The 22,577-nt window shown below is 62.6% G+C and carries 14 protein-coding genes and 1 pseudogene; 9 read left to right on the forward strand and 6 right to left on the reverse strand.

What is annotated here, in order from left to right; translation table 11 throughout:
* Positions 1 to 186: 186 nt before the first annotated feature.
* Both ACR9ZC_RS06760 and ACR9ZC_RS06765 read left to right on the forward strand, forming a co-directional pair.
* Complete coding sequence (locus tag ACR9ZC_RS06760) at positions 187 to 4,491, forward strand: beta strand repeat-containing protein (RefSeq protein WP_481579636.1); 4,305 nt, start codon at positions 187 to 189, stop codon at positions 4,489 to 4,491.
* Positions 4,492 to 4,502: 11 nt separating this feature from the next.
* Positions 4,503 to 6,206, forward strand: a complete 1,704-nt coding sequence (locus ACR9ZC_RS06765; protein ID WP_481579637.1) for a ShlB/FhaC/HecB family hemolysin secretion/activation protein — start codon at positions 4,503 to 4,505, stop codon at positions 6,204 to 6,206.
* Between the two features lie 111 nt (positions 6,207 to 6,317).
* On the opposite strand, the pseudogene ACR9ZC_RS06770 reads toward ACR9ZC_RS06765, so the two are convergent.
* Together ACR9ZC_RS06770 and ACR9ZC_RS06775 are read right to left on the reverse strand one after the other, a co-directional pair.
* Positions 6,318 to 6,419 (reverse strand): annotated as a pseudogene (locus ACR9ZC_RS06770) (SEC-C metal-binding domain-containing protein); the annotation flags it as partial.
* Positions 6,420 to 6,665: 246 nt separating this feature from the next.
* Positions 6,666 to 8,111: a DEAD/DEAH box helicase gene (locus tag ACR9ZC_RS06775; protein WP_481579638.1), complete on the reverse strand. Its 1,446-nt coding sequence runs from the start codon at positions 8,109 to 8,111 to the stop codon at positions 6,666 to 6,668.
* 145 nt (positions 8,112 to 8,256) lie between these two features.
* Between ACR9ZC_RS06775 and ACR9ZC_RS06780 the strand changes: the two genes are divergently transcribed.
* Positions 8,257 to 8,769, forward strand: coding sequence for a lipocalin-like domain-containing protein (locus tag ACR9ZC_RS06780; RefSeq protein ID WP_481579639.1), 513 nt, complete (start codon positions 8,257 to 8,259; stop codon positions 8,767 to 8,769).
* Positions 8,770 to 8,818: 49 nt separating this feature from the next.
* Here ACR9ZC_RS06780 and ACR9ZC_RS06785 read toward each other — a convergent pair whose 3' ends face one another.
* The gene (locus ACR9ZC_RS06785) at positions 8,819 to 10,354 is read right to left on the reverse strand and encodes an ATP-binding protein (RefSeq protein ID WP_481579640.1); all 1,536 of its coding nucleotides are present in this window, start codon (positions 10,352 to 10,354) and stop codon (positions 8,819 to 8,821) included.
* Positions 10,355 to 10,501: 147 nt separating this feature from the next.
* Here ACR9ZC_RS06785 and ACR9ZC_RS06790 point away from each other — a divergent pair, with 147 nt between their 5' ends.
* Positions 10,502 to 11,206 carry a YceH family protein gene (locus ACR9ZC_RS06790; protein ID WP_481579641.1) on the forward strand — a complete coding sequence of 235 codons (705 nt, stop codon included), beginning with the start codon at positions 10,502 to 10,504 and terminating at the stop codon, positions 11,204 to 11,206.
* Between the two features lie 21 nt (positions 11,207 to 11,227).
* Here ACR9ZC_RS06790 and ACR9ZC_RS06795 read toward each other — a convergent pair whose 3' ends face one another.
* Positions 11,228 to 12,487: an MFS transporter gene (locus tag ACR9ZC_RS06795; protein WP_481579642.1), complete on the reverse strand. Its 1,260-nt coding sequence runs from the start codon at positions 12,485 to 12,487 to the stop codon at positions 11,228 to 11,230.
* A gap of 187 nt (positions 12,488 to 12,674) precedes the next feature.
* Here ACR9ZC_RS06795 and ACR9ZC_RS06800 point away from each other — a divergent pair, with 187 nt between their 5' ends.
* Positions 12,675 to 13,607: a CHAD domain-containing protein gene (locus tag ACR9ZC_RS06800; RefSeq protein WP_481579643.1), complete on the forward strand. Its 933-nt coding sequence runs from the start codon at positions 12,675 to 12,677 to the stop codon at positions 13,605 to 13,607.
* Between the two features lie 41 nt (positions 13,608 to 13,648).
* Here the strand turns inward: ACR9ZC_RS06800 and ACR9ZC_RS06805 are convergent, their stop codons facing one another.
* Positions 13,649 to 16,198 carry a penicillin acylase family protein gene (locus tag ACR9ZC_RS06805; RefSeq protein WP_481579644.1) on the reverse strand — a complete coding sequence of 850 codons (2,550 nt, stop codon included), beginning with the start codon at positions 16,196 to 16,198 and terminating at the stop codon, positions 13,649 to 13,651.
* A gap of 23 nt (positions 16,199 to 16,221) precedes the next feature.
* The gene (locus ACR9ZC_RS06810; RefSeq protein ID WP_481579645.1) at positions 16,222 to 16,566 is read right to left on the reverse strand and encodes an avidin/streptavidin family protein; all 345 of its coding nucleotides are present in this window, start codon (positions 16,564 to 16,566) and stop codon (positions 16,222 to 16,224) included.
* Positions 16,567 to 16,774: 208 nt separating this feature from the next.
* Between ACR9ZC_RS06810 and ACR9ZC_RS06815 the strand changes: the two genes are divergently transcribed.
* The 4 genes from ACR9ZC_RS06815 to ACR9ZC_RS06830 all read left to right on the forward strand — a co-directional run bounded on the left by ACR9ZC_RS06815 (position 16,775) and on the right by ACR9ZC_RS06830 (position 22,552).
* Complete coding sequence (locus ACR9ZC_RS06815; protein WP_481579646.1) at positions 16,775 to 18,070, forward strand: ABC transporter substrate-binding protein; 1,296 nt, start codon at positions 16,775 to 16,777, stop codon at positions 18,068 to 18,070.
* The gene (locus ACR9ZC_RS06820) at positions 18,067 to 21,024 is read left to right on the forward strand and encodes a bifunctional diguanylate cyclase/phosphodiesterase (protein WP_481579647.1); all 2,958 of its coding nucleotides are present in this window, start codon (positions 18,067 to 18,069) and stop codon (positions 21,022 to 21,024) included. The genes ACR9ZC_RS06815 and ACR9ZC_RS06820 overlap by 4 nt, the downstream gene beginning before the upstream one ends.
* Before the next feature lie 95 nt (positions 21,025 to 21,119).
* Complete coding sequence (locus tag ACR9ZC_RS06825) at positions 21,120 to 21,764, forward strand: DUF1326 domain-containing protein (protein WP_481579648.1); 645 nt, start codon at positions 21,120 to 21,122, stop codon at positions 21,762 to 21,764.
* Positions 21,761 to 22,552, forward strand: coding sequence for a DUF2182 domain-containing protein (locus tag ACR9ZC_RS06830; RefSeq protein ID WP_481579649.1), 792 nt, complete (start codon positions 21,761 to 21,763; stop codon positions 22,550 to 22,552). The genes ACR9ZC_RS06825 and ACR9ZC_RS06830 overlap by 4 nt, the downstream gene beginning before the upstream one ends.
* Positions 22,553 to 22,577: the final 25 nt, after the last annotated feature.

Consider the following 22,577-nt stretch of genomic DNA (forward strand, 5'->3'; position numbering starts at 1 on the left):
CTTTCGCGACGACAGCGTCGCGAAGCGCGGAGTTGCTATTTCGGCAAACCTCGCCCTTTCTTGATGATTTATCGGCAAAAAACGGGCATGGAAACGCCCTCAAGAATCGAATCAGAGTGCCGATAACTCCTTTATTCATTGCCGGCGAATTCAATCAGTCAATACATCCCCATGTCAGCCCGCACGATGAGCCAACATGCCGATCGTGTAATCCGGCATTGCTCTCCCGCATATTCCCGCGCGGCGGGCACCCGGCACGGCGATCCCTCGATATTCCGCGCCCCCACGGTAATCGCGCTGGCGTGCTCAGCGCTCGCAAGCGCTGCCGTTCTTGCCGCCCCCGCCGGCGGCGCGGTCACCGCGGGTAGCGCCAACATCAGCCAGACGGGTGCAACTACCACCATTACCCAGAATACGAACAAGCTCGCGATCGACTGGTCGAAATTCAGCATCCAGGCCGGCGAAACCGTCAATTTCCTCCAGCCAGGCACCGGGTCGATCGCGCTGAACCGCGTAACGGGCAGAGAGCCGAGTGCCATTCTGGGCAACCTCAATGCCAACGGCACCGTATTCGTTCTCAATCCGAACGGCGTCCTGTTCGGCAGCAGCGCGCAGGTCAATGTCGGCGGGCTGGTCGCGAGCACGCTTGGCTTGAGCGACGCCGATTTTTTGGCGGGCCGCTACGCGCTCAGTGGCGCGAGCACGGCAAGCGTCATCAATCAAGGAACGCTTATGGTGCCGCCCGGCGGCAAGGTCGCGTTGATCGCGATCGCCGTGAACAATGGGGGCACCATCAACGCGCCACAGGGCAGTGTGCTGATGGCAGGTGCGAGCGCTGTCACGCTGACACTCGTAGACGGCAGCCCGCTCGGCTATACGATCAGTCGCGGTGCAGCCCGCACGCTCGCCGCCAACGGGGGCCTGATTCAGGCGGACGGCGGCCATGTTGTGCTGACCGCCAAAGGACTCGACGCTTTGAGCGAAGCCGTCGTTAGCTCAAGCGGCGTGGTGCGCGCTCGCTCGGTGGCCAACAAACAAGGCACTATCGAGTTGATCGGCGACCCGGACTCCGGCGCCGCGGCCGTCAGCGGACAACTCGACGCCAGCGCGCCAGAAGTCGGGGGCATAGGGGGCGCGGTCAAAGTGCTCGGTGCCAAGGTGGGGCTTTTCGACGGCGCACGCGTCGACGTCAGCGGCATGGCCGGCGGCGGCACGGCGCTGATCGGCGGAAACTCGCGCGGTGCTGGCCCCGAGCACGATGCATCGGCAGCGTACGTCGCAAGCGGTGCCGCGATCGATGCCGACGCCGTTCGCACTGGCAGCGGCGGCAAAATAGTCGTCTGGGGCACCGACAGTGCAAACGTGCACGGCTTGCTTTCCGCCAATGGCGGAGTCGCAGGCGGTAACGGCGGCAGCATCGAGACGTCCGGCCATGTCTTGGACACCGATGGCATTGCGGTGAGCGTGGCTGCGGGAACGACGGGCGGCACAGGGGGACTGTGGCTGCTCGACCCGTACAACGTTACGATATCCACGGGCACTCAAACGGGCGGGGCGTTTTCGAGCAACGTCTGGACACCCAGCGCCAATGGCTCCGTCGTCAACGTCTCGAGCATCCAGAGCATTCTGAACAGTGGCGGCAACGTCACGATCACTACCGCCGGCGCGGGCACGCAAGAAGGCAACATCGCCATCAACGGCAGCATCGCCAAGACCGCCGCCGGCAATGCCGCGCTGACCTTGATTGCCGACGGTCGTATCACGACAAACGCCAGCAGCGGCGCGCACCGAACGATCACAAGCACGAGCGGCGCGCTCAACGTATCGATGACGGCCAATGCGGCGACGAGCGCATCGAACACCAACGGCATCAAGTTCAGCTACCTCGATATCACCGCCAACGGCGGCAATATCAGCGCGGTGTCCACCGGTGCGCGGTCGGGCACCGTTGCGGCACTCGATCTCGAGAACAGCACGTGGGTGACGACCGGCAGTGGCACGATTAGTCTGTCGGGCACGATGCCCAGCAACGGCAACAGCCAGGGCGTGTACCTGAAATCGACGACGCTGAGAACGGCTTCCGGCGCGATTGCGATATCCGGCACGAGCGGCGGCATCGCTACGGTCACGGGCACCAACAGCGGCGGCGCACCGCTTTTTTCCATCAACGACATCGGCGTGGACCTCGTCGGCGGCAATACGATTCAGAGCACGAGTGGCGGCGCGATCACGTTGACCGGCACCGCAACGGGGGCGACGAGCACATGGGCCGGCAGCGGCGTCACGATCGGCGCGCTGGACAGCCTCTCGACGTCGGGCGCGCTGACGATCGTCGGAACTGCGAGCAATCCCACGTCGACGACTTATCGCAATCAGCTTTCAGCCGTCAATATCACGGCGACGTCCTCGAATGCGGCGACCTTGAGCGGCGGGACTGTCGATATCGCTGGCACGAATGAAGTCATGGGCGGCTCAGCCAGCACGAGCAATGCAAACGCCGCAGTGAAATTCGCCGGCAAAGTGAACGTCACGGCAACCAGCGGCGCTATCGCCATTTCCGGATCGAACGCCGGCGGGGACGGCGTGTGGGGTTCCGGCACCGCCGCTGTGACAATGAGCGCGCCCAGCGCTTCATCGATCGATATCGACGCGCGTTCGCTCGATTCGGTGAGCGGGTATAGCGGGTTCTATATCGGCAACGGTGCAACGTTGACGGTCGCGACCGCGGCGCCGCTTAACATCACCGCGCTCAGTAACGTGGAGGCGCGCAAGGCGGTCTGGAACAAAGGTGGACTGATCACGCCCGGCAACCTCAACATAACGTCCACGGGCGGTTCCATCGCGGACGATACGACCCATGGCGGCTACTTCCAGGTAAGCGGTACAACGACGATCGACGCGAGCGGATCGGGCAACACAATCAGCCTGACCAACAGCGGGAACGCCTTCAACGGGACACTCTCGATGAACGCGGCCGATACGACGCTGTCCAATAGCACGGACCTGACGTTGGCTACGTCGGCAATCGCCGGAAACTTGACGCTCACCGCACCCGGCATCGCTCAAACCGGTGCTGTCAGGGTCACGGGCGCCACTGCGCTTGACGCCGGCAGCAACGCCATCACGCTCGGCAATAGCGGCAATACGTTCTCCGAAGCGATCGCGTTGACGGCCGCGGATGCGACGCTCTCGAGCGGCTCGTCACTGAACATGGGCGCATCCACGCTCAGCGGTTCGCTGAACCTGGCCGCAAGCGGCATTACGCAAAGCGGTACGTTGAACGTAAGCGGCGCCACCACGCTCAACGCCGGCAGCGGCTCGCTCGCACTGACCAATAGCGGCAACTCGTTCAGTCTGCTCTCGGTCGGCAGTGCCGCCGATGCGACCATCACCGCGGCCACCGCCTTCACCGTCTCCGGCGTGAACTCGACTGGCAACGTGCGCCTGACGACGCTCTCCGGCAATCTGACCACGACCGGTAACTGGACCGTCTCGAACGGCGATCTGACGCTGTCCGCCGGTGCCGCTACCGCGCGCGGAACGAGCAGTGGCGGCGATGTGAAGAACAGCGCGACTTTTACGCTGGACACGGGCAAAACGGCCACCGTGTACAGCGGCTCCATCGATTCGACATTGCTGGGCGGCTCGCTCGCCCAGCGGGCGGCCGCGGGCTCGGGCAATTTCCGCTACGACAGACAGAATGGCGACGCAGCCGGCGCGACGGGCATCGGTGATGGCGCTACATACGTCATGTATCGCCAGCGGCCGACGGTCACAGTCACGCCGACGGACTCCACCAACACCAAGGTGTACAACGGTAGCGCCGGCGTGGACCCGCAGCTGGCCTATGGCACGAGGGGACAAGTCAACGGAGATACCGCGGCGCAAATCTTCTCGGGCTCGCTCGAGCGCGCGTCGGGGCAAAACGTCGGCAGCTACGTGATAGCGTCGGGCACGCTGGCCGATCAGCTCGGCTATCAGGTAACGTTCACCACCGGCCATACCTTCGGAATCACCCCCGCGCCGCTTGCGATCTCGGTCAACGGCGCGAGTCGGTACATCGGCCAACAAAACCCGTCGTTCAGCGCTTCATACAGCGGACTAGTCAGCGGAGAGACGATACAAACGGCGGGACTCCAAGGCCAGTTGAGCTTTTCGACCACCGCCAATACTCTTTCCGGCGCCGGGGCCTACGCCGTTTCCGTGGATGGACTCTCGAGCCAAAACTACAGCATCAGCTATGTTCCCGGGATACTGACAGTCCGCACGGCGAGTGTGTCCACCGTCATGCTCGGGTCCACTTCCATGGACCCATCGTACGTGAGCGCCATTGCCGATGCCGAGGCCAAAGCACGCGTGAGCGGCAGAGTCGACGCACCGTTGCCTGCACAAAAGATCAGGCTGGGGTGGCGCGCCGTGGCGGCCACCTTCCATATCGACGATTCCGTTGGCGATGAGGTGGGTGGCACTCGCGCGGCAGCATCGGAGTGAACTGCAGCATCATGTCATTGCGCAAGATAAAACGCCGCGCCGGATTCGCGCGCGCAGGCTTGGGAGTTGCCATACCGGGCCTGCTCGTCACCTTCGCATCACACGCCGCGTTAGCTCAGGTTCGGCCTGACGCCGGCGGCGTCGCACGCGACGTCGCACCGATCGAAGCGCTACCTGCTCCCTCGAAAGACAGGTCGCTCGCTCTGCCGAAAGACACCGACACCGATGCGTTGCCGCAAGACGGAACACGCATTTCCGTGCGTCGCGTTCGAGTGACGGGTGCGCATCTCTATTTGCCGCGCGTTCTTGAAGCGCTCGTTGTCGGCCTCAACGACGGCGAGCGCACGCTCGCAGATCTCGTGCGAGGCGCCGCACGTATTACGCATTTCTATCGCGATCACGGATGGATACTGGCGCACGCGTACGTGCCGGCTCAATCGATCAAGAACGGCGACGTCGAAATCCGCGTCGAGGAAGGAACGCTGTCGAGCGTACACGTCGTGAACGATCCGCACAGCCGCCTGCGTTCGAGCGTAATCGACGCGCATCTTGCAGCGATTGAACGCGGCGCCCCGTTAAATCAGCCGGAAGTCGACCGGGCATTGCTGCTGCTATCGGACTTGAGCGGTGCGCGACTTACTGCAAACCTTACGGCCGGCGCTCAGCCTGGGCAGACCGTGTTGGACGTCCGCAACGCGGCGACGCCGCTCCTCAGCGGCGAGCTGAGCGCGGACAACTACGGTTCACGCTACACGGGTAAGGCCCGCATCGGTGGCTCTCTGAGCCTGAACAGTCCCCTCGGCTATGGCGAGCAGTTCACCGCCCATTTCCTTGCGAGCGACTCGAACCTTTACTATGGACGGCTCGCAGGGCAGATGCCCGTGGCCAACGCCGGCTTGAGCACCGGTATGAGCCTCACGCACACTCAGTATCTGCTCGGGTCTGACTTCGCCGCGCTCGGTGCCCGCGGGCGCGCGGACATCGTCCAGTGGAACCTGGCCTATGCGGTCGTGCGGAGCGTCCCGGTCAATGTCATCGGGCAATTCACATCGGAATACCGCGACTTGTTCGACGAAGTCGGCGCGACGTCGAGCGACACACATAAACACGCGTTTCACCAAAGCATCAACCTGCTGTTCAGCGGCAAAGACGAATTGATAGCGGGCGCGAACACACAGGCTGCGCTGCGCCTCGGCACGGGTACGCTGACGATCCTGTCGCAGCCTGCAGCGGCGATCGACGCCGCGGGCGCTCAGTCCACAGGACGATACGGTACGCTCAACCTCGATCTGCAGCGCAATCAGCAGTTGAGCAGCCGCTGGAGCGTACTCCTCAGTGCGCGCGGGCAACTCGCCTCACGCAACCTCGATTCGTACCAGAAGTTCACGCTGGGCGGCCCCGGCGGCGTACGTGCCTATCCGGCCGGGGAAGGCACTGGTGACGAAGGCTGGCTCGCATCCGCGGAGCTTTCGTACAAGATCAGCCCCATGTTGATTCCCAGCGTGTTTTACGACCTCGGCGGGGTGACGATCAACAAGCATCCCTACCTCGATAGCGCGAATTCGCGGGTACTGCGGGGATATGGCGCAGGCATCCACGGCAGCCGCGGCACCTTCACCTGGAGCTTTGCTCTGGCGTTTCGCGGCGCTCAGCATGCCCAGGCCGAGCCGGACAGCCCGATGCGTGGATGGGTACAGATCGGCTGGGCCTTCTAGTCGCCCGACAGACGCGGCTCGTTTCACTCCTGATACCGTCGTTGCCTCGTTGCTGCAGCTGCTACAGCGGCACTCCGCTCTATTTATCATGCACGGATCTTGGCTCAAGCCGCACTTCTTGTACTTGCGCCCACTGCCGCAGTGGCATGAGTCGTTGCGACCGAGTTTCTGACGACTGACTTTACGTGAATATTGTGTCAAAGCATCGCGCACTTTAGATGCGGCTTCACAGATTTTGCAGACGGTGTCTGCAAAATCAATGTCGTCCCGATTGTGCAGCCCTTGTCTGCAATTTCTAGTAGACGATCGGGTATGGGTGGCGATGACGACTGGCTACTCGAACCGGAGCACGCCCGCAAGTCGAGAGCCCGCCGATTCCAGGGCTGGAGAACGGTCGCATTGACGGACTTTATTATCACGGATCGCTATTGCGTGGCTCGAGTCACTCATCCCCGCTGATCAGGGTTGGCGTTTGCCTCGGCCACCAGCGGGTTTGCCAGCCGTCAAACGCGAACTCTCAGATGGCTTGCTGGCCGGCTTGCTGCGTGGCTTTTGCCCACTGAATGGATAACCGCTGGACGAGTTTGCACCTTTACCCGCGGTCAGAGCACGCGGCGTCGCGGGCTTGCGTTTGTTTTCGCCACTTTGCGGATGCGGTTTCTTGCTGAGTACCGGCACGGCGCCGGGCGCAGCGTGCGACACCTTGGGCTTCTTTGGCTTTTTGGGTTTTTTGACGATCTGGCCCGTCGCGCTGGTTTGTGGCACGCGGTGGTCGGCCTCGAAACCCGGCTCTTCTTTACGGGGCAACGTTTGCCGGATCAGCGCTTCGATCGCAGCGAGTTGCGGCGCTTCATCGGCACACACGAGGGACACCGCCGCGCCGCTGGCGCCCGCGCGGGCGGTACGGCCAATACGGTGCACATAGTCTTGCGCCACGATCGGCAGGTCAACGTTGATCACCAGCGGCAGGTCGTCGATATCCAGCCCGCGCGCAGCAACATCGGTGGCTACCAGCATATTGACTTCGCCGCTCTTGAAGCGCTCCAGCGCGCGCAGGCGCGCGGGTTGCGGCTTGTCACCGTGAATGGTGTCGACCGAATAGCCGGCCTCATCCAGCAAGGCTGCCAGATAATCCACGCCATTGCGGGTTTTGACGAACACGAGAGCGTGCTCCCAGTGGTTCTCGGCGACAAGGTGCATGAAGAGGTCAGGCTTGTTCTTTTTGTCCACCGGCACGACCCACTGCTTGATGTTGCTGGCGGTGGCATTGGGCGGGCTGACGCTGATATTGACCGGGCCGCGAAGAATGCTCGCCGCCATGGCTCGGATGTCATCGGTAAATGTGGCGGAAAACAGCAGGGTCTGGCGCCGAGCGGGCAAGCTAGCAAAGACGGCGTTGAGTTCGCGCGCAAAGCCTAGATCCAGCATGCGGTCGGCTTCGTCCAGCACCAGCGTTTGTATCTGATCAAACTGGACTGCGTTCTGGCGATTCAGATCCAACAAACGGCCCGGCGTGGCAACGAGCACATCGACGCCTTTGCGCAACTTCATCATCTGCGGGTTGATGCTGACACCGCCGTAGGCGGCCAGAAATCGCAAGTCGAGGCCTTTGCCGTAATCGATAAAGCTTTGCAGCACTTGTTCAGCCAGTTCACGCGTGGGCACCAGCACCAGGACACGCACGCGGTTGCTGGAGACCGCCGGGCCGTGTTGCACTAGCCGCTGTAACAGCGGGAGCGCAAAACCCGCCGTTTTGCCAGTGCCGGTCTGTGCCGCAGCCATGACGTCCTTGCCAGTCAGCACGGCGGGAATTGCCTTGGCCTGCACCGGCGTAGGGGTCCGGTAGTTGAGGTCCTGCACGTTACGCAGCAGGGGATCGATCAGGCCAAGCGAAGCAAAAGACATTGGCGTATTCCGGCTAAAGCTGCAATTCTAGCGGTTACCGCCTGTGTTGAAAGCCCGACGGTCAGGACTCCGTCCCGGGCGCGCCTCGCAAGCGGTCATTCGAAGCAGCCGAGACAAGACGAACGTACTCTCGAGGAGAAGCGTGATGAGTCACAAGACCCCTTTCGCCCGTCATACTTTGGCGCTGTTGATGGGTATGACGATTTCATGCACAGGCATCGCCGCCCGAGCTGAGACGCTGAGTGAACAGGTCGTCGGAACGTGGGCCTACGTATCGGTCGATACCGTGCGCCCGGACGGCAGCCGGCAACCCATGTTCGGCACCAATCCGCAAGGGCTCGCGATCTTCGACGGGAGTGGGCACTATGTTCTGATGACATCGCGCGCCGACATCGCAAAGTTTGAGTCCCCCAACCGGATGAAGGGCACGCCTGAGGAAAACAGATCCGTCGTGCAAGGATCGATCGCTCACTTCGGGACCTACACCGTGGACGAAGCTGACAAGACAATCACTTTCCATGTCGTCGCCAGCACGTTTCCGAACTGGAATGGAGTCGAGCAAAAGCGGCCATTCGTCATCAGTGGAGACAAACTCAAGTGGACGACGTCCGCTTCCAGCGGGGGCACGGCCGAGGTGGTCCTGCGGCGCCTTAAATGATGCATTCGCGTTCGAGCCTCGCCCCTCGCGCGAACCCCGTTGGCCGACCTCAGTGCCTGGCCCGCAGCGCTTTCGCGAGATCGGCCAGCCGATAGGGCTTCGGCACGAACGTCACATCGTTCAGTTGGCCACTATCGTCGTGAAGCGGAGCGGGCAAGTACCCCGATGTCAGCACCATCCTGATCATCGGATACTGCGAGCGGACCAGACGTGCAAGGTCGAGCCCGCTAATGCCGTGGGGCATCGAAATATCGCTGACGACGACGCCGATGTCTATCCGATCCCTGAGGATTTCCACCGCCTCCGATGCGCTGCTCGCCGGCACCACCTCGTACCCGATGCTCACCAGCAGTTCCGACGCCAAGCCCAACACGTCGGGCTCATCCTCGACCAGCAGAACGGTCTCGGCCTTCGGTGAGGGAGGCACCTTCACCGGTGCCGCCGGCTCCGCGGCCGGCAGATACAGTTCAACTCGCGTGCCTTTGTCCAATTCGCTCGACAGTTGGACATCGCCACCCGATTGCGCGATGAATCCGTACACCTGGCTGAGCCCGAGCCCCGTCCCCTTGCCGGCCTGCTTCGTCGTAAAAAACGGCTCGAACGCTTGTGCCAGCACATCCTTGTCCATGCCTGTCCCCGTATCGGTGACCGAGACGCGGATGTAACGACCGGCAGGCAATGCCGGGGTGACCGCCGTGCCCGAGTCGACTATCTGCGTGCGAATCGTGATCGTGCCGCCGTCAGGCATGGCGTCGACCGCGTTGACAACGAGATTGAGCAACGCAGCCTCGAAACGCGCGGCATCGACAATTGCCAGGGCTGACTGGGCGTCAAGGGAATATTCCAGACGAATGCTGCGATTGCCAGCGCGTGAAAGCATCGGCGCGAAGTCGCGAATCAGTGCGTTCAGCTCGTGTAACTGGGCCTGCAGCGGCTGTTGCCGCGCGAACGAAAGCAACTGTTGGGTGAGCGATGCGCCGCGGTCGATCGCCCTTCGCATCCCCTCGATCATTTTTCTGTCGATCGACGTGCGCGACTGGATCGCCAGTACTTCGAGACCGTTGGAAAGCACCGCCAGAAGGTTGTTGAAATCGTGCGCGACGCCGCCCGTCAAGCGCCCGATCGCCTCCATCTTCTGCGACTGGAACAGCGCCGCGTTCGCTTTCTCGAGCGCCAGCGCCGCTTCCTTGCGCTCGGTGATGTCGCGCGTCACTTTTGCGAATCCGACGAGAGAACCGTCATCGTCCCGGATGGCATCTACCACGACGTGCGCCCAAAAGCGGCTGCCGTCTTTGCGAATCCGCCATCCTTCGCGTTCGGCACGGCCGTCGCGCGCGGCGGTGGCCAGAATCTGCGCGGGCACGCCGGCCGCCTTGTCCTCGTCGGTGTAGAAACGCGAGAAATGCTCGCCGAGGATCTCCGACCGCTTGTACCCTTTGATCCGCTCCGCGCCGACATTCCAACTGGTCACGACGCCCGCCGGCGAAAGCATGAAGATCGCGTAGTCCGTGACGCCTTGGACCAGAATCCGGAACTGCTCCTCCGTTTCCCGCGTCGCGTCCTGCCTGTTGTCTGTCTGGCTCATGGTGGCAAATCCAGTCTGGGTGAAGGCATCGCTCTCGAGCAGATTCTACCGCTCGCATCCGCAAAGCTGCCTTCGGCAAACAATCTACAATTGGGTCCCTCGGGCCGCTCGCGAAGCGTGCGCACGCATAGCGTCCCGGCTCTGTCCATGTTTACTACCCCCACTTGTCCTATGACACAAACCCTGCGCGACCTCACTACCCTCGAAGCCCGTGTTCTCGGCGTCCTGGTCGAAAAGCAGCACACCGTCCCGGACACCTACCCACTGTCGCTGAACGCCTTGACGGCAGGATGCAACCAAAAGACTGCGCGTTCGCCCGTCATGAACGTCACCGAATCCGAAGTCCAGACCGCGATCGATGGTCTGAAGCGTCTGAGCCTCGTCATGGAAGCGAGCAGTAGCCGGGTCACGCGTTACGAACACAATATGAATCGCGTCCTCGGGATACCGAGCCAAGCTGCGGCGCTGCTGACCATTCTGCTACTGCGCGGCCCGCAGACGGCTGCCGAATTGCGACTGAACGCGGCACGTCTGCACGGTTTCGCGGACAACTCGTCGGTCGAGGCGTTCCTCGACGAACTCGCCGCACGCACGCCAGCGCTCGCCATCAAGCTGCCCTGTGCCCCCGGCGAACGCGGAAACCGCTGGATGCATCTGCTGTGCGGCGAGGTGAACATCGACGAAATGGCGGGCGCGCGCGAATTCACCGAAGCCTCGATCCCGTCCTCCGAGTTCGAGGCGTTGAGAGCCGAACAAAAGCGCCTGGCCAACGAAGTCACCCAACTGCGGGCACTCGTACAGCGCATGGCAGCCGAGTTGGGCATGCCGATCGACGACCCGGCACACGATTGAACTTCCATCGCCGAGGCTTGCTCATCGCTGAAACAACGCAGATACGTCGATGTCGGGGATTCGCTCGAGTTCGTCGCGGCGGCTGTCGCACGCTCGCCGGATCGCCGCGCCCGGTAAGACCCACACCACCACGGAAACGGCGGCGAGGCTTCCCAGTATCACGAACGCCGTCGGAAACCCGAGGCGGCTGGCAAGCCATCCGCCCAGCAACGGACTCAGGCAGCCGCCGATGGCCTCGACGGTGAACAGCGCACCCTGGCCCAGATTGACGCGCCCGCTGCCGTGCAATAAATGGACGACCAGCGCCGGTATCGCGACGCTTTGCAGCCCGGAGCCCACGCCATCCAGAATCTGGACCGGCGCAATGCCCCAGGGTGTCGTCAGCCATGCGGCGATCAACCCTCTGACCGGCAGCGTGACGAGTGTGGCGAGAATGACCCACCAGAATCCCCAGCGTCGGATGGCGCGATACGCATAGGCAGCGGCGATCAACATCACGACTTGTGAAATGACGAGGTTGGCGGCGGTGAGCTGGCTTGCGAGGCTGTGGTGATCGGCCGCAACCGCAAGGCTGTATAGCGGCAGCATCGCGGAGTTGCCGAGGCTGAACGCGGCCAGCGCGATGGCAAGTAGCCGCAGCGGCCGGTTCTGCAACAGCACGCGCACGCTCTGCGCACGCGCTTGCGAGCGATCTTTATCGTCGTCGTGCGCAAGGCCGCGTGCGTAGTGCCGATGGACCGCGCGCGAGGGAATGAGCAGCACCGATGCAATGCAAGCAACGCCGAAGACGGCACTGAGCACGAACACATACGAGATGCCGAACCGCCATCCGGCCGCCCCGGAGAACAGGGCTGCCGCGATGTTGCCGGCATGATTCGCAACTTGGTTGCGGCTGTATTGCAGATCGAAGTTCTTTCGGCCGACCATCCCGAGTGTCAAGCCGGTCAACGTTGGACCCATGAGCGAACCCGCAACGGCGGTCGCGATCTGCGCCGATGCAATCGGCCAGTACCCGCGCGAAAGCCAGATCACGATCGCGGCGACAATCGTCAGTGCGCTGGCACCCACGACGAGGGAGCGCCGATGGGAGATGGCATCGACAAGTGCACCCGCGGGTGTCGTGACGAGCATCGCGACAATCGCGCCCATCGTCAAGACGGAGCCGATCGTATCGGTGCGCCACCCGTGTTCCTGCAGATAAATGCCGAGGAAGGGGCCGGCACCCGCCTGGACATCGGCTGCAAAGAAACTGACCGCGAGTAGTGGAATGGTCGGCTTCACTCAAACGATTGGGTTGTGGCGTTACCCCGGTAGAGCATCTATCGTGCCCGCTCGATGACCCGCCGGCCGGTACGTGGCGGTTGCCCCACTGGCCGCACGCTGGCTCAATTGCTTCCGGACTAAACTACCGGCAAGCAACGGCAAGAATCGCTACCCGACGCCGGTGCGCGCGGTGCGAAGGAAAGTCATGGAACGGGAGCTTCGCGTGAAGGAACAGAGCCAAGCCGTACATGCGCTTCCTGTCAAGCTCAAGAAAAACGATACGATCGAGAGTGCGTTTCGGCGCATTGCCCGGAACTGCCTCGCACAGGTGCACGGTAACGAACCCGGCGTCGTGTCGGGTCATGATGCTTCGAGCGTTCATCAGATGCGCGTGGGCCTGCGACGTTTGCGTTCCGCATTCGATCTTTTCGAGGGTGTCGTTTCGACGCCATCTTTCTTGCAGGAACTGCGATGGATCGCGGGCGAACTCGGTGCCGCTCGCGACTGGGATGTCATGCTCAATTCGACGCTGCACACGGCGTTCGATGGTGCCCCAGGCGATACCGACACAGGTGCGGTGACGCAAGCGGCCGCGGACATCGGTAAGCGCAATCGCGCGGCCGCCGCAGCGGCAGTCGGCTCTGCGCGCTACACGCGGCTCGCCGCCGAGTTGACGCGTTGGGTCGATGAGGCGGGGTGGCGCGAAGAGATGAACGGCGACCAGCTCGCCGCACTCGATCGACCGATCGAGGCATTCGCCGGCGAGACGCTGCGCAAGCGGCACCGAAAGCTGATCAAGCGTGGCCGGCACCTGCCGGATCTCGATGCGCAGCGGCGTCACCGCGCACGCATTGCCGCGAAGAAACTGCGCTATGCCACGGAGTTCTTCGGTTCGCTCTATCCGAGCGAGGTCGTGCGCCATTACCTGCAGGCGCTCGGCAAGCTTCAGGACGACCTCGGCTGGCGCAACGATGTGGCGGTGGGAGAGGGCCTCCTCAAAGGATTGACCTCGGACCACGAGCAGACTGCGGCCGGTGTGGCGTATGCGAGAGGCTATCTCGCGTCGCGCGTTGCGGCGGATCACGATTCGCTGAAGAAGTTGTGGAAGCGCTTTCGTCGCTTGTCGCCCCCGCACTGAAGCCTGCCAGGCGCTTCGGTTGCGTCTCCCGAATCGACGGGTTATCGAGTCTGTGCAGTCGTCAGCAGGAGCCGATGCTCGGCCGGACCGGGCAGCAATGCCGCCGATTCGCCGTGGACCCATACGCGGTGGCCTGCGAGAAAGTACGGCGACATGGGGCTGCCCGATTGTCCGCCGGGCATCTCGAAGAGCGCATCGCCCTCATGCCCGGGCGATATCACGAACCGTTCCGACGCGCCGAACGACGGCGCCTGCACACGCGGCATGTTCGCGTCGCCGGGCAGCGGCTCGCGCGGAGCCATCAGCAGGCCGCGCAGCATCGGCAGCCACGTGGGTATCATCCGCGCGAACGGATGCGCAATCGCTGCGCGGTTGCGCTCGCCCCAGCGCGCATCGGCAAGCGGTGTGCCGTCGCGCGTGACGACCTCGATACTCCGATCGATCCGGTCGAGCACGAATGCGTGCCAGTCGGCAACGCCCGGCGGAAGCCACGCATGATGCTGCGCGAGCACTTCCATCACCGCGAGCGAGCGCGAGGTCGCGAGCCGATAGCGAAAATTCGGATCGCGTTTGGCGAGCGTCTCGTCGAGGCGGCCGAACCATGCGTCGTACATCGCCGCATGGAGCGTGCGAAGCAGCGTGTAGCCCACCGAGTCGGCATCGGCACGGCCATTCCATTGCTCGAGCAGGCGTCGATACTCGGCGCGCTGCGGGTGGCCGGCGAGCGCGTTCCCATCGAGTGCGTCGAGTGCGATGCGGCGCCATCGCTCGATCCAGAGCGCGCGATCGTCGATCTGCAGAGCGAGCATATCGCGCTCGGCGAAATGCTCGTGCGCAAACAGCGCGTCGCGGATTTGCGTTGCACGGGCGCCGACGTCGCTGCCTGCGTCGCCGATCGGTGATTGCGCGGCGCCGCTCAACTGTCGGCTGTTCGCGGTCCACAGGCGCGCTGCAGGGGGGTCGATGCGGCGCGGATAGTCGGTCGGATCGAGGTAGCCGTCCCACCCGCGGTACACGTTCGCGCGCACCGGTAAATCCGTCAGAGCGGGCGCCGCGGATGGCGCGGATGCCGGTGATGCAACGGCCCGGCGCGGCAACGGCCCGGCGAGCGTCCAGCCGATATGCCCGGCAGCGTCCGCCACGACGATGTTCTGCGTAGGGATTCCGCACGCCGCCGCGGCAGCCAGCGCCGACGGCACGTCGTTCGCATCGGCGAGCCGGCCGAGCCCGAGATTCACTGCGCGCGCGTCGTGTGCGGCCCAGCGGATCGCATAGCTGTGCCCACCTGCCTGCGACATCGGCCCCCAGCGCGTATCGGCGACATCGAGTTCGGCGGCCGGCGCGCCGCGCACGTCGATCCGTTCGCGATGTACCCGCGCGCGCTCCCAATCGCCGTTCGGTGTGCGGTAGCGCAACGGGTCGTGCGGATCGACATCGAGTTCGACGACGTCGATGAAGTTGCCGTAGCTGTTCGTGAAGCCCCATGCGATACGGCCGTTGCTGCCGGCAACGATGCCGGGCGTGCCGGGCAGGCTGACGCCGGTTAATTGACGAACTACGCCGTTTCGATCGGGCGCACGCAGCACGACGCGGTACCAGATATTCGGCAGCGACAGGCCGAGATGCATATCGTTGGCGACGATCGCCCGGCCGTCGAAGCTTGCATTCCGATTGATCGCCCAGCTGTTGCTGCCGATCATGGAGGTGTCCAAGCCCGACGCACCGGGATCGAGCTCAGCAGTGCGCAGTGGCGCCGCCCGCACCCAGTCAGGTGCGGGCGGTGGTGTCGGCGCGGCGGTACTCGTCGACGCGTCATCGGGCGCCGGCATCGAGTCGAGCGGCGCGTCCCAGTGGCTCGAGGTTGGCAGCAGAAATCGCAGCAGATCGGGCGACACGCGCTCGCTCAGTGCCGCGCGGGCCAGCGTGCGGCGCAGTTCGCCGTATTGCAGATCGAAGTACATCGCGTAGACGACCAGCAGCGTGTCTTCGGCACGCCAGGATTGCGGCTGGCTGCGCAGCAGCCAGTACTCGAATGGCCGGCTGCGCAGCGATGCGAGCCCGTCGTTGACGCCTGCCGCGTAGCGTTCGAGCAGCGCGCGCGAGTTGGGGTCGAGCGCTGCGGCAATCTCGTGCGCACGGGCGCGGAACCGGTGCAACCGGTGAGTGCGGTCGAGTTCCACCGCGGCCGGCCCGATCAGAGCGGCGAGTTCGCCGGCCGCAACGCGGCGCAGCAGGTCCATTTGAAAGAAGCGATCTTGCGCATGGGCGAAGCCGGTGGCGTACGCGAGATCGGCGGCGCTGCCGGCGCTGATGGTCGGCACGCCGAGCGCGTCGCGCTCGATCGTGGCCTCGTGGCTAAGCGCGGGCGCCGGGTACGTGCCGTCGAGCGAGGGCAGGCCCGCGCGCAAGAGCGCGCGTCCGCCGACGCCGGCCAGCGCGAGCAGCGCCGAACCCAGCAACACCGCGACGATAGCGGCGCGAAGTATTCGGGAGGGCCTGCGCGGCCGTGCGACGCCAGGCGGCATGCCTTCAAGGCCCGGCTCGCTGACGCGCTTCACGACGTTGTCCGTCGTATAGCCCCTCTCTTTCATGAAGATGTTTCCTCTTTACGCACTCACGGCGCGGCGACCCGCATGAACGTATCATGATTCGTCGAAACCGCGTGAGGCCAAGGCTCGCGCTTGTCGGGGGCATGCACGACGACGAACCACATCGTCTCCATTCGATCTCCGAGCAGGATTCCGCTGAACGACGCAAGCATGTCGCGGCCCTTGCTGTTGCCGGCAAATGCGAAGTTGATGCATGCGCCTTGCGTGATGCCTGTCACTTCGAGCGTTTGTCCGTAAAAACCGCTGTCGTCCAATGCGGTGCGAAATGTACCCGACAGCTTGCCGTTTGCTTCGTTCGCGATGACGAGCTCGCTGCCATATTGGTTTTTCCAGGTTCCTATCCATTCCATGTCAGGCTCCTAACCGTTCACAAGAGTAGACAAGGGAAGCAATCGGAATGCCGCGCGGCGATCGTCGAGCAGACCGATGCCTAAAGGTTCACCGATTGTTGCCGATATGCGGTTAACGCCTCGTTTGCCTCGTCGGCCGTCATGAACTTACTCACGCAGTCCAACCGTTGCCAGCACTCAGCGCTTGCAGACCGAAAGGCGATCTGAAGTGCGACGAATCGGTATCGCCCTCGGCGTGGCCGCCATCGCCGCACTGCTTCTGGTAGCGCTGTGCGGCTACCGGCAGCGGACGTCTGTGCCGGCGAGCGCGCCGAGACCGGCCGCCACGACCCTCACCGCATTGATCTGGGCTCCTGACTGGCCCCAGCAGATGCTTCAGATCGCGGCCGAGTTCATGCGGCTGAACCCGGATATCCGCGTGAACGTACAGTTCATGATCGGCGACACGGTCGAGGACAATATCAAGCCGCGAATCGCATCGGGCAATCTGCCCGATCTCGTCAGTGTCAACCCTAATGCCTATGCAGCCGAGCTGGCCGACGAGGGGGTGCTTGCCGATGTCGGCTCGACCGCGGCGTGGGCCAACATGCTCGGTCCGTTGAAGGAGGATTGGACCAGTCGCCAGGGCAAGGATTTCGGCATATCCGGCGGCGTGGCGACGACGCCGATCTATTACAACAAGGCCATGTTCGCAAAAGCCGGGATCAAGGATTTGCCGACGGATTTCCGAGCGTTCCTGCTGGTCTGCGAGCAACTCAAGCGCGCGGGGTTCGTACCGATCATGCTCAACGGCGGGTTTCCGAACATGCTCGGGAACGGCCCGTTCGCTTCAGGCTTCGCCAACGATGTCGCGGCACGCGAGATCGGCTGGAAGCGGAAGATCGGCGACGGCTCGCTCGATCTGAATACTCCGGAGGTGGCCGACATCTTTGCCAAGATGCTGCTGTTGGTCGACCGCGGATACGTGCAGAAAGGTTTCATGGCCACCGATTACGATGGCGGCATCCAGCTTTTCAAGCAAGGCAAGGTCGCGATGGTCTTGCATGGCAGCTGGGCAGCCGGTCTGCTCCTGCACGGGAACCCATTCCAAGTCGGTGTTTTCATCCCGCCCTGGAACGCGCCCGGCAAGCTCGTCGTGCCCGTAATGGGCAGCGAAACCGGGTTTGCGGTCTGCGAGACGCCGCGCAAGGCTGCCGCCATGCGTTTTCTCGAATTCATCGCCGGAAAGGGTTTTTCCATTCTCCAACGAAAGCGCCACAACATTCCGCCGTTCGAGCATGTGACGGGACCGATCGTGACCGATCAGATCATGATCGACTACACCAACAGGGTCGGCCGCTTTCCCGTCACTTCGAGCCCTTACTATTCGGTGCTACCTTCGAACTCGATCGAAGAGTTGCATCGGCTGATGCAGGATGTGCTACTCGGGAAGATGACGGCCGCGGAAGCGGCGACGCTCCTCGACCAGTCGGTCAAGAATCAGGCAACGATGCACTATAAATGAACCCAATCATCGTTCCGCTGCGACGCATGTTCGCCTACCTTTCGCTGGATGTACTGCGCCGCGTCGAGATCCGCTACCGGCTGATGACGGCATTCGTCCTGCTTTCACTGCTGCCTTTGCTGATTTCGGGCTACATCTCGTATGCCGAATCCACGGCCGCAATCAAGGAGAAGGCGGAGATCTTTTCGAAGGAGGCGGTCAGGCAGGTATCGAAGAATATCGAATTGGAGATGGCGCAGATCGAGACCGAAAGCACTCATCTCATGCTGTCGGACAGGGTCCAGGATAGTCTCGTGAAAGCCGTCAGCGGTTCGGCGAAAGAACAAAGCGGGGCGCGGGAGCAGGTCACGAAGCTGTTGCTGGAACGCTATGGCTCGATGGATTTCATCAACCAGAAGTACCTGCTCGACAATCGCGACCGCATCATGGACACGCAGGCATTCGCGCTGCTGACCCACGACGTGATGCACTTGGCGGAGCGCGCCCGCAGCCTCAATGGGCGTCCGTACTGGGGCAGCCACGATATCGGCGGCGGGCGGCGGGATCTCGCCATGGCGCGCGCCATTATCGGTAAAAGCGGCAATCACCAGATCGGCAGCCTGGTTCTCATCATTCGTCCCGAACACTTCTCGGCGATCTTCAACGAATTCGCCGTAGGCAGCGGAACCCAGATTTGCGTTTTCGATGCCGGCGACAATCGCATCGTTCTGCGCGCGGGCGGAGGTTCGAACGACCTCGGTGGCCTGGCTCCGCCCGAGCTGGTCAAGAAGATAGCCAACCGGCAACCCAATCGCAGCTCGAACGGTTTCATCGATTTCACGGGCAACGGTGGCGGCCACTACCTTGCCACGTACACGGGAATTCCCGGTACTTCGTGGTTCGTCATCAGTGCGATTGCCGAACAGAAGCTGACTGGGGAGGCGCAGTCGGCTCGCAACGAAATCATACTGGTCGGCATATCGGGTCTTTTGCTCTCGATTTTTCTCGCCTACTTCATTTCGCACAGCATTACAGGGCCGCTGAACGAGCTCGTACGCAAGATGGACGATACGGGCAACGAGGCAGGGGCGGGCGCCGACGCGTTGGCGCAGGCAAGCGGCGATGCGCGTCGCGTCGACGAGTTGGGAAGATTGGCGCAACGGTTCGAACGGATGAGCGCCGCGATCGGCCAGAAAATCCAGAAGATCAATGAAATCAACGCGTCTCTCGAGGAGACCGTCGCTGATCGAACGGTAGCGCTGACGAGACGGGAGCGGGCTTTTCGGACCCTCATCGAAAACTCGCCGGACACGATCACTCGCTATGACCGGGATTTCCGCCGCACTTACGCCAATCCGGCCTTTTGCGCGATGGCCGGATGCACGCTCGAAGAAGCGCTCGGCAAGCGGCCCTCCGAATTTCCGGGCGGCGCGGACACGCGGCGCTACGAATACAAGATAGGCGAAGCGATTTCGACCGGGAAAAGGACGCAATTCGAATTGAAGTGGAAGGGCGAGAATGGGCGGGAGCAATGCTCGCACATTTCTCTGACGCCGGAAATCGACTCCTCGGGCAACGTCAGTTCCGTGCTTGCCATCGGCCGCGATCTGTCGGACCGCATGGTGTTCGAGGAAACCATCTGGAAGCAAGCCAATTTCGATGCGTTGACCAGATTACCCAATCGTCAGATGTTTCATAACCGCTTGGAGCACGAGGCGCGGTTATCCGAAAGTTGCGGCAAGCAAATGGCGTTGATGTTGATCGACCTCGATCGCTTCAAGGAGGTCAACGACTCCCTCGGACACGACAAGGGGGATGTTTTGCTGATCGAGGCCGCCCGGCGAATCAGCTCGTGTGTGCGGGAGTCGGATACGGTCGCCCGTCTTGGCGGCGACGAATTCACGATCATTTTGCCTAGGCTTGACGACACGGCAAGTGTCGGAGAGATTGCCGGCGCGATCATCGAGAAGCTGGTCGAGCCATTCGATCTAGGTTCGGACGAGGCTTTCATTTCGGCGAGCATCGGCGTGACGATCTATCCTGACGATGCCGCCGAGCTCGACGTGCTGTTCAAGAATGTCGATCAGGCCATGTACGCGGCTAAAAATGCCGGGCGAAACCGCGTAGGCTACTTCACGCCCGATTTGCGCGTCGCCGCGCAAAAGCGCCTTCGCTTGACGAGCGATCTACGGGCCGCGATCCAGGGCAATCAGTTCCAGGTTTACTATCAGCCGATCGTCGACCTCGCGACGGGGGAGATCCGCAAGGCGGAGGCGCTGATCCGCTGGCTGCATCCCGAGCGCGGGATGGTGAGCCCTCACGACTTCATTCCGTTGGCCGAAGAAACGGGCCTCATCGTCGCGATCGGCGATTGGGTCTTCAAACAGGCGGTGCAGTGCGCACGGCAATGGCGCGACCGCTTCGACCCGTCCTTTCAGATCAGCGTCAACATGTCGCCCGTGCAGATTCGACAAGACAGTCAGGTTTGCGCTCACTGGTCGGATTATCTTGCGCAGGAAGGCATGCCCGGCCAAAGCATCGCCGTTGAAATCACCGAGGGTCTCTTGCTCGATGCCGAGCTCAACGAAAAGCTTTTGACGTTCCGCGACGCCGGAATCCGCGTGTCGATCGACGACTTCGGCACCGGCTATTCGTCATTGGCTTATCTGAAGCGATTCGATATCGATTACCTGAAGATCGATCGGTCGTTCGTGCACAACGTTGGATTCGACGGCAACAATCAGGCGCTTTGCGAGGCCATGGTGGTACTGGCGCACAAGCTGGGATTGCAAGTCATTGCGGAGGGCGTGGAGACGACGGAGCAACGCGATTTTCTGCGTGCCATCGGGTGCGACTTTGCCCAGGGTTTCCTATATTCGCAGCCCGTTGCGCCCGGGCAGTTCGAAGTGCTCGTATGGCCGAGCTGCGGCGAGCAGGCGGGCGCCGGACGGCTGCTTACGGAGTGGCCGATGTAATCGGTGTTGTGACCTTGACTTCGTCCCGGGCGGAACTAGATTCCAACCAGCTACTCGAGCTACGCGTCGCTCGAGACAAGAAAGGGGGGGCGATCATGATCCCGTGGGAAATCGAAGGCACCGAATTAATCAGCTGCAATTGTTCATACGGTTGCCCTTGCCAGTTCAGCGCAACGCCTACCCATGGCTTTTGCGAAGCGATGGGGGCCATTTCCATCAGCAGCGGTTATTACGGCGACGTGCACCTTGACGGCGTCAAGATCGCGGTCGTCTTTCAGTGGCCGGGGCCCATTCACGAGGGTAAGGGGAAATGCCAGCCGGTCGTCGACGAGCGGACAAGCCCCGAGCAACGCGAAGCGATTCTGAAAATCATGACGGGGCAGGACACCGAGCCGTTCGCAACGATGTTCTCGGTCTACGCCTCGACGCTCGAGCAGGCATTCGATCCGATCTTCACGAAGATCGAGTTCGACGTGGATGTCGATGCCAGGCGTGGGCGCGTTCATGTCGACGGGGTATTCGATCTCGTTGGGGAGCCGATTCGCAATATCGTGACCGGCGCCGAGCATCGCGCCCGGATCGATCTACCGCAAGGTTTCGAGTATGAGCTGGCCGAGATCGGCTCGGGCGCGGGCCGCTCCGAGGGCAATCTCACGCTCGATTTCAAGGGCACTTATGCGCAGTTCGCGCGGCTGCACATGAACAACAAGGGCTTGATCCGTCATCGCCCTGCCGCATGAGCCGTATCGACGATCTGCTTCGGCGCGAGCGCGCCATTACCGCGTTCGGCTTGATTGCGGTTGTCGCGTTGTCGTGGTCCTATCTCTGGTCTGGCGCGGGCATGGGCATGTCCGCGCTGCGCATGACGTCGATCGCACTGTTTCCCCACCTCTTGACCGATCGGGCGGGCAGCATGGATCCCTCCTTGCCGACCGCGATTCTCATGTGGTGGACGATGATGATCGCGATGATGACGCCCAGTGCCGCGCCGCTCGTCCTGTTGTATCGACGCGTATTACGGCACTACGGCGCTGCCGGGACGGGTACGGCGGTGCCTTCGCTCATGCTGTTGGCCGGCTATCTGGCGACGTGGCTCGCATTCTCGATCGGCATGGCGTTGCTGCAGAACATTTTGCAGCCGACAGGGCTCATGTCCGACATGATGCTTTGGTCGCGGAGTGCGTTGTTTTCGGCGATCGTGCTGGTTGCTGCCGGGCTTTATCAATTCTCGCCATTCAAACGTGCATGCCTCGCGCAATGCCGGTCGCCGGCGAATTTCCTCATGACGCATTGGCGCCCCGGTGTCTTCGGCAGTTTGATGCTCGGGATGCGCCACGGCGCTTATTGCGTGGGGTGCTGCTGGATGCTGATGGCGCTGCTGTTCGTTGGCGGAATCATGAATCTCGTCTGGATCGCGGCGCTCTCGTTTTTTGTGTTCGTCGAAAAGCTTTTGCCTGGCGGCGAGTACGTGGGACGCGCGCTGGGTGCGGTGTTGATCGTTTGGGCGGGGGTGACGTTGGTGGTATGACCGGCGAACGCATTCAATCCGAGCC

The sequence above is a fragment of the Trinickia sp. HAY1-2D genome, assembly GCF_056754935.1.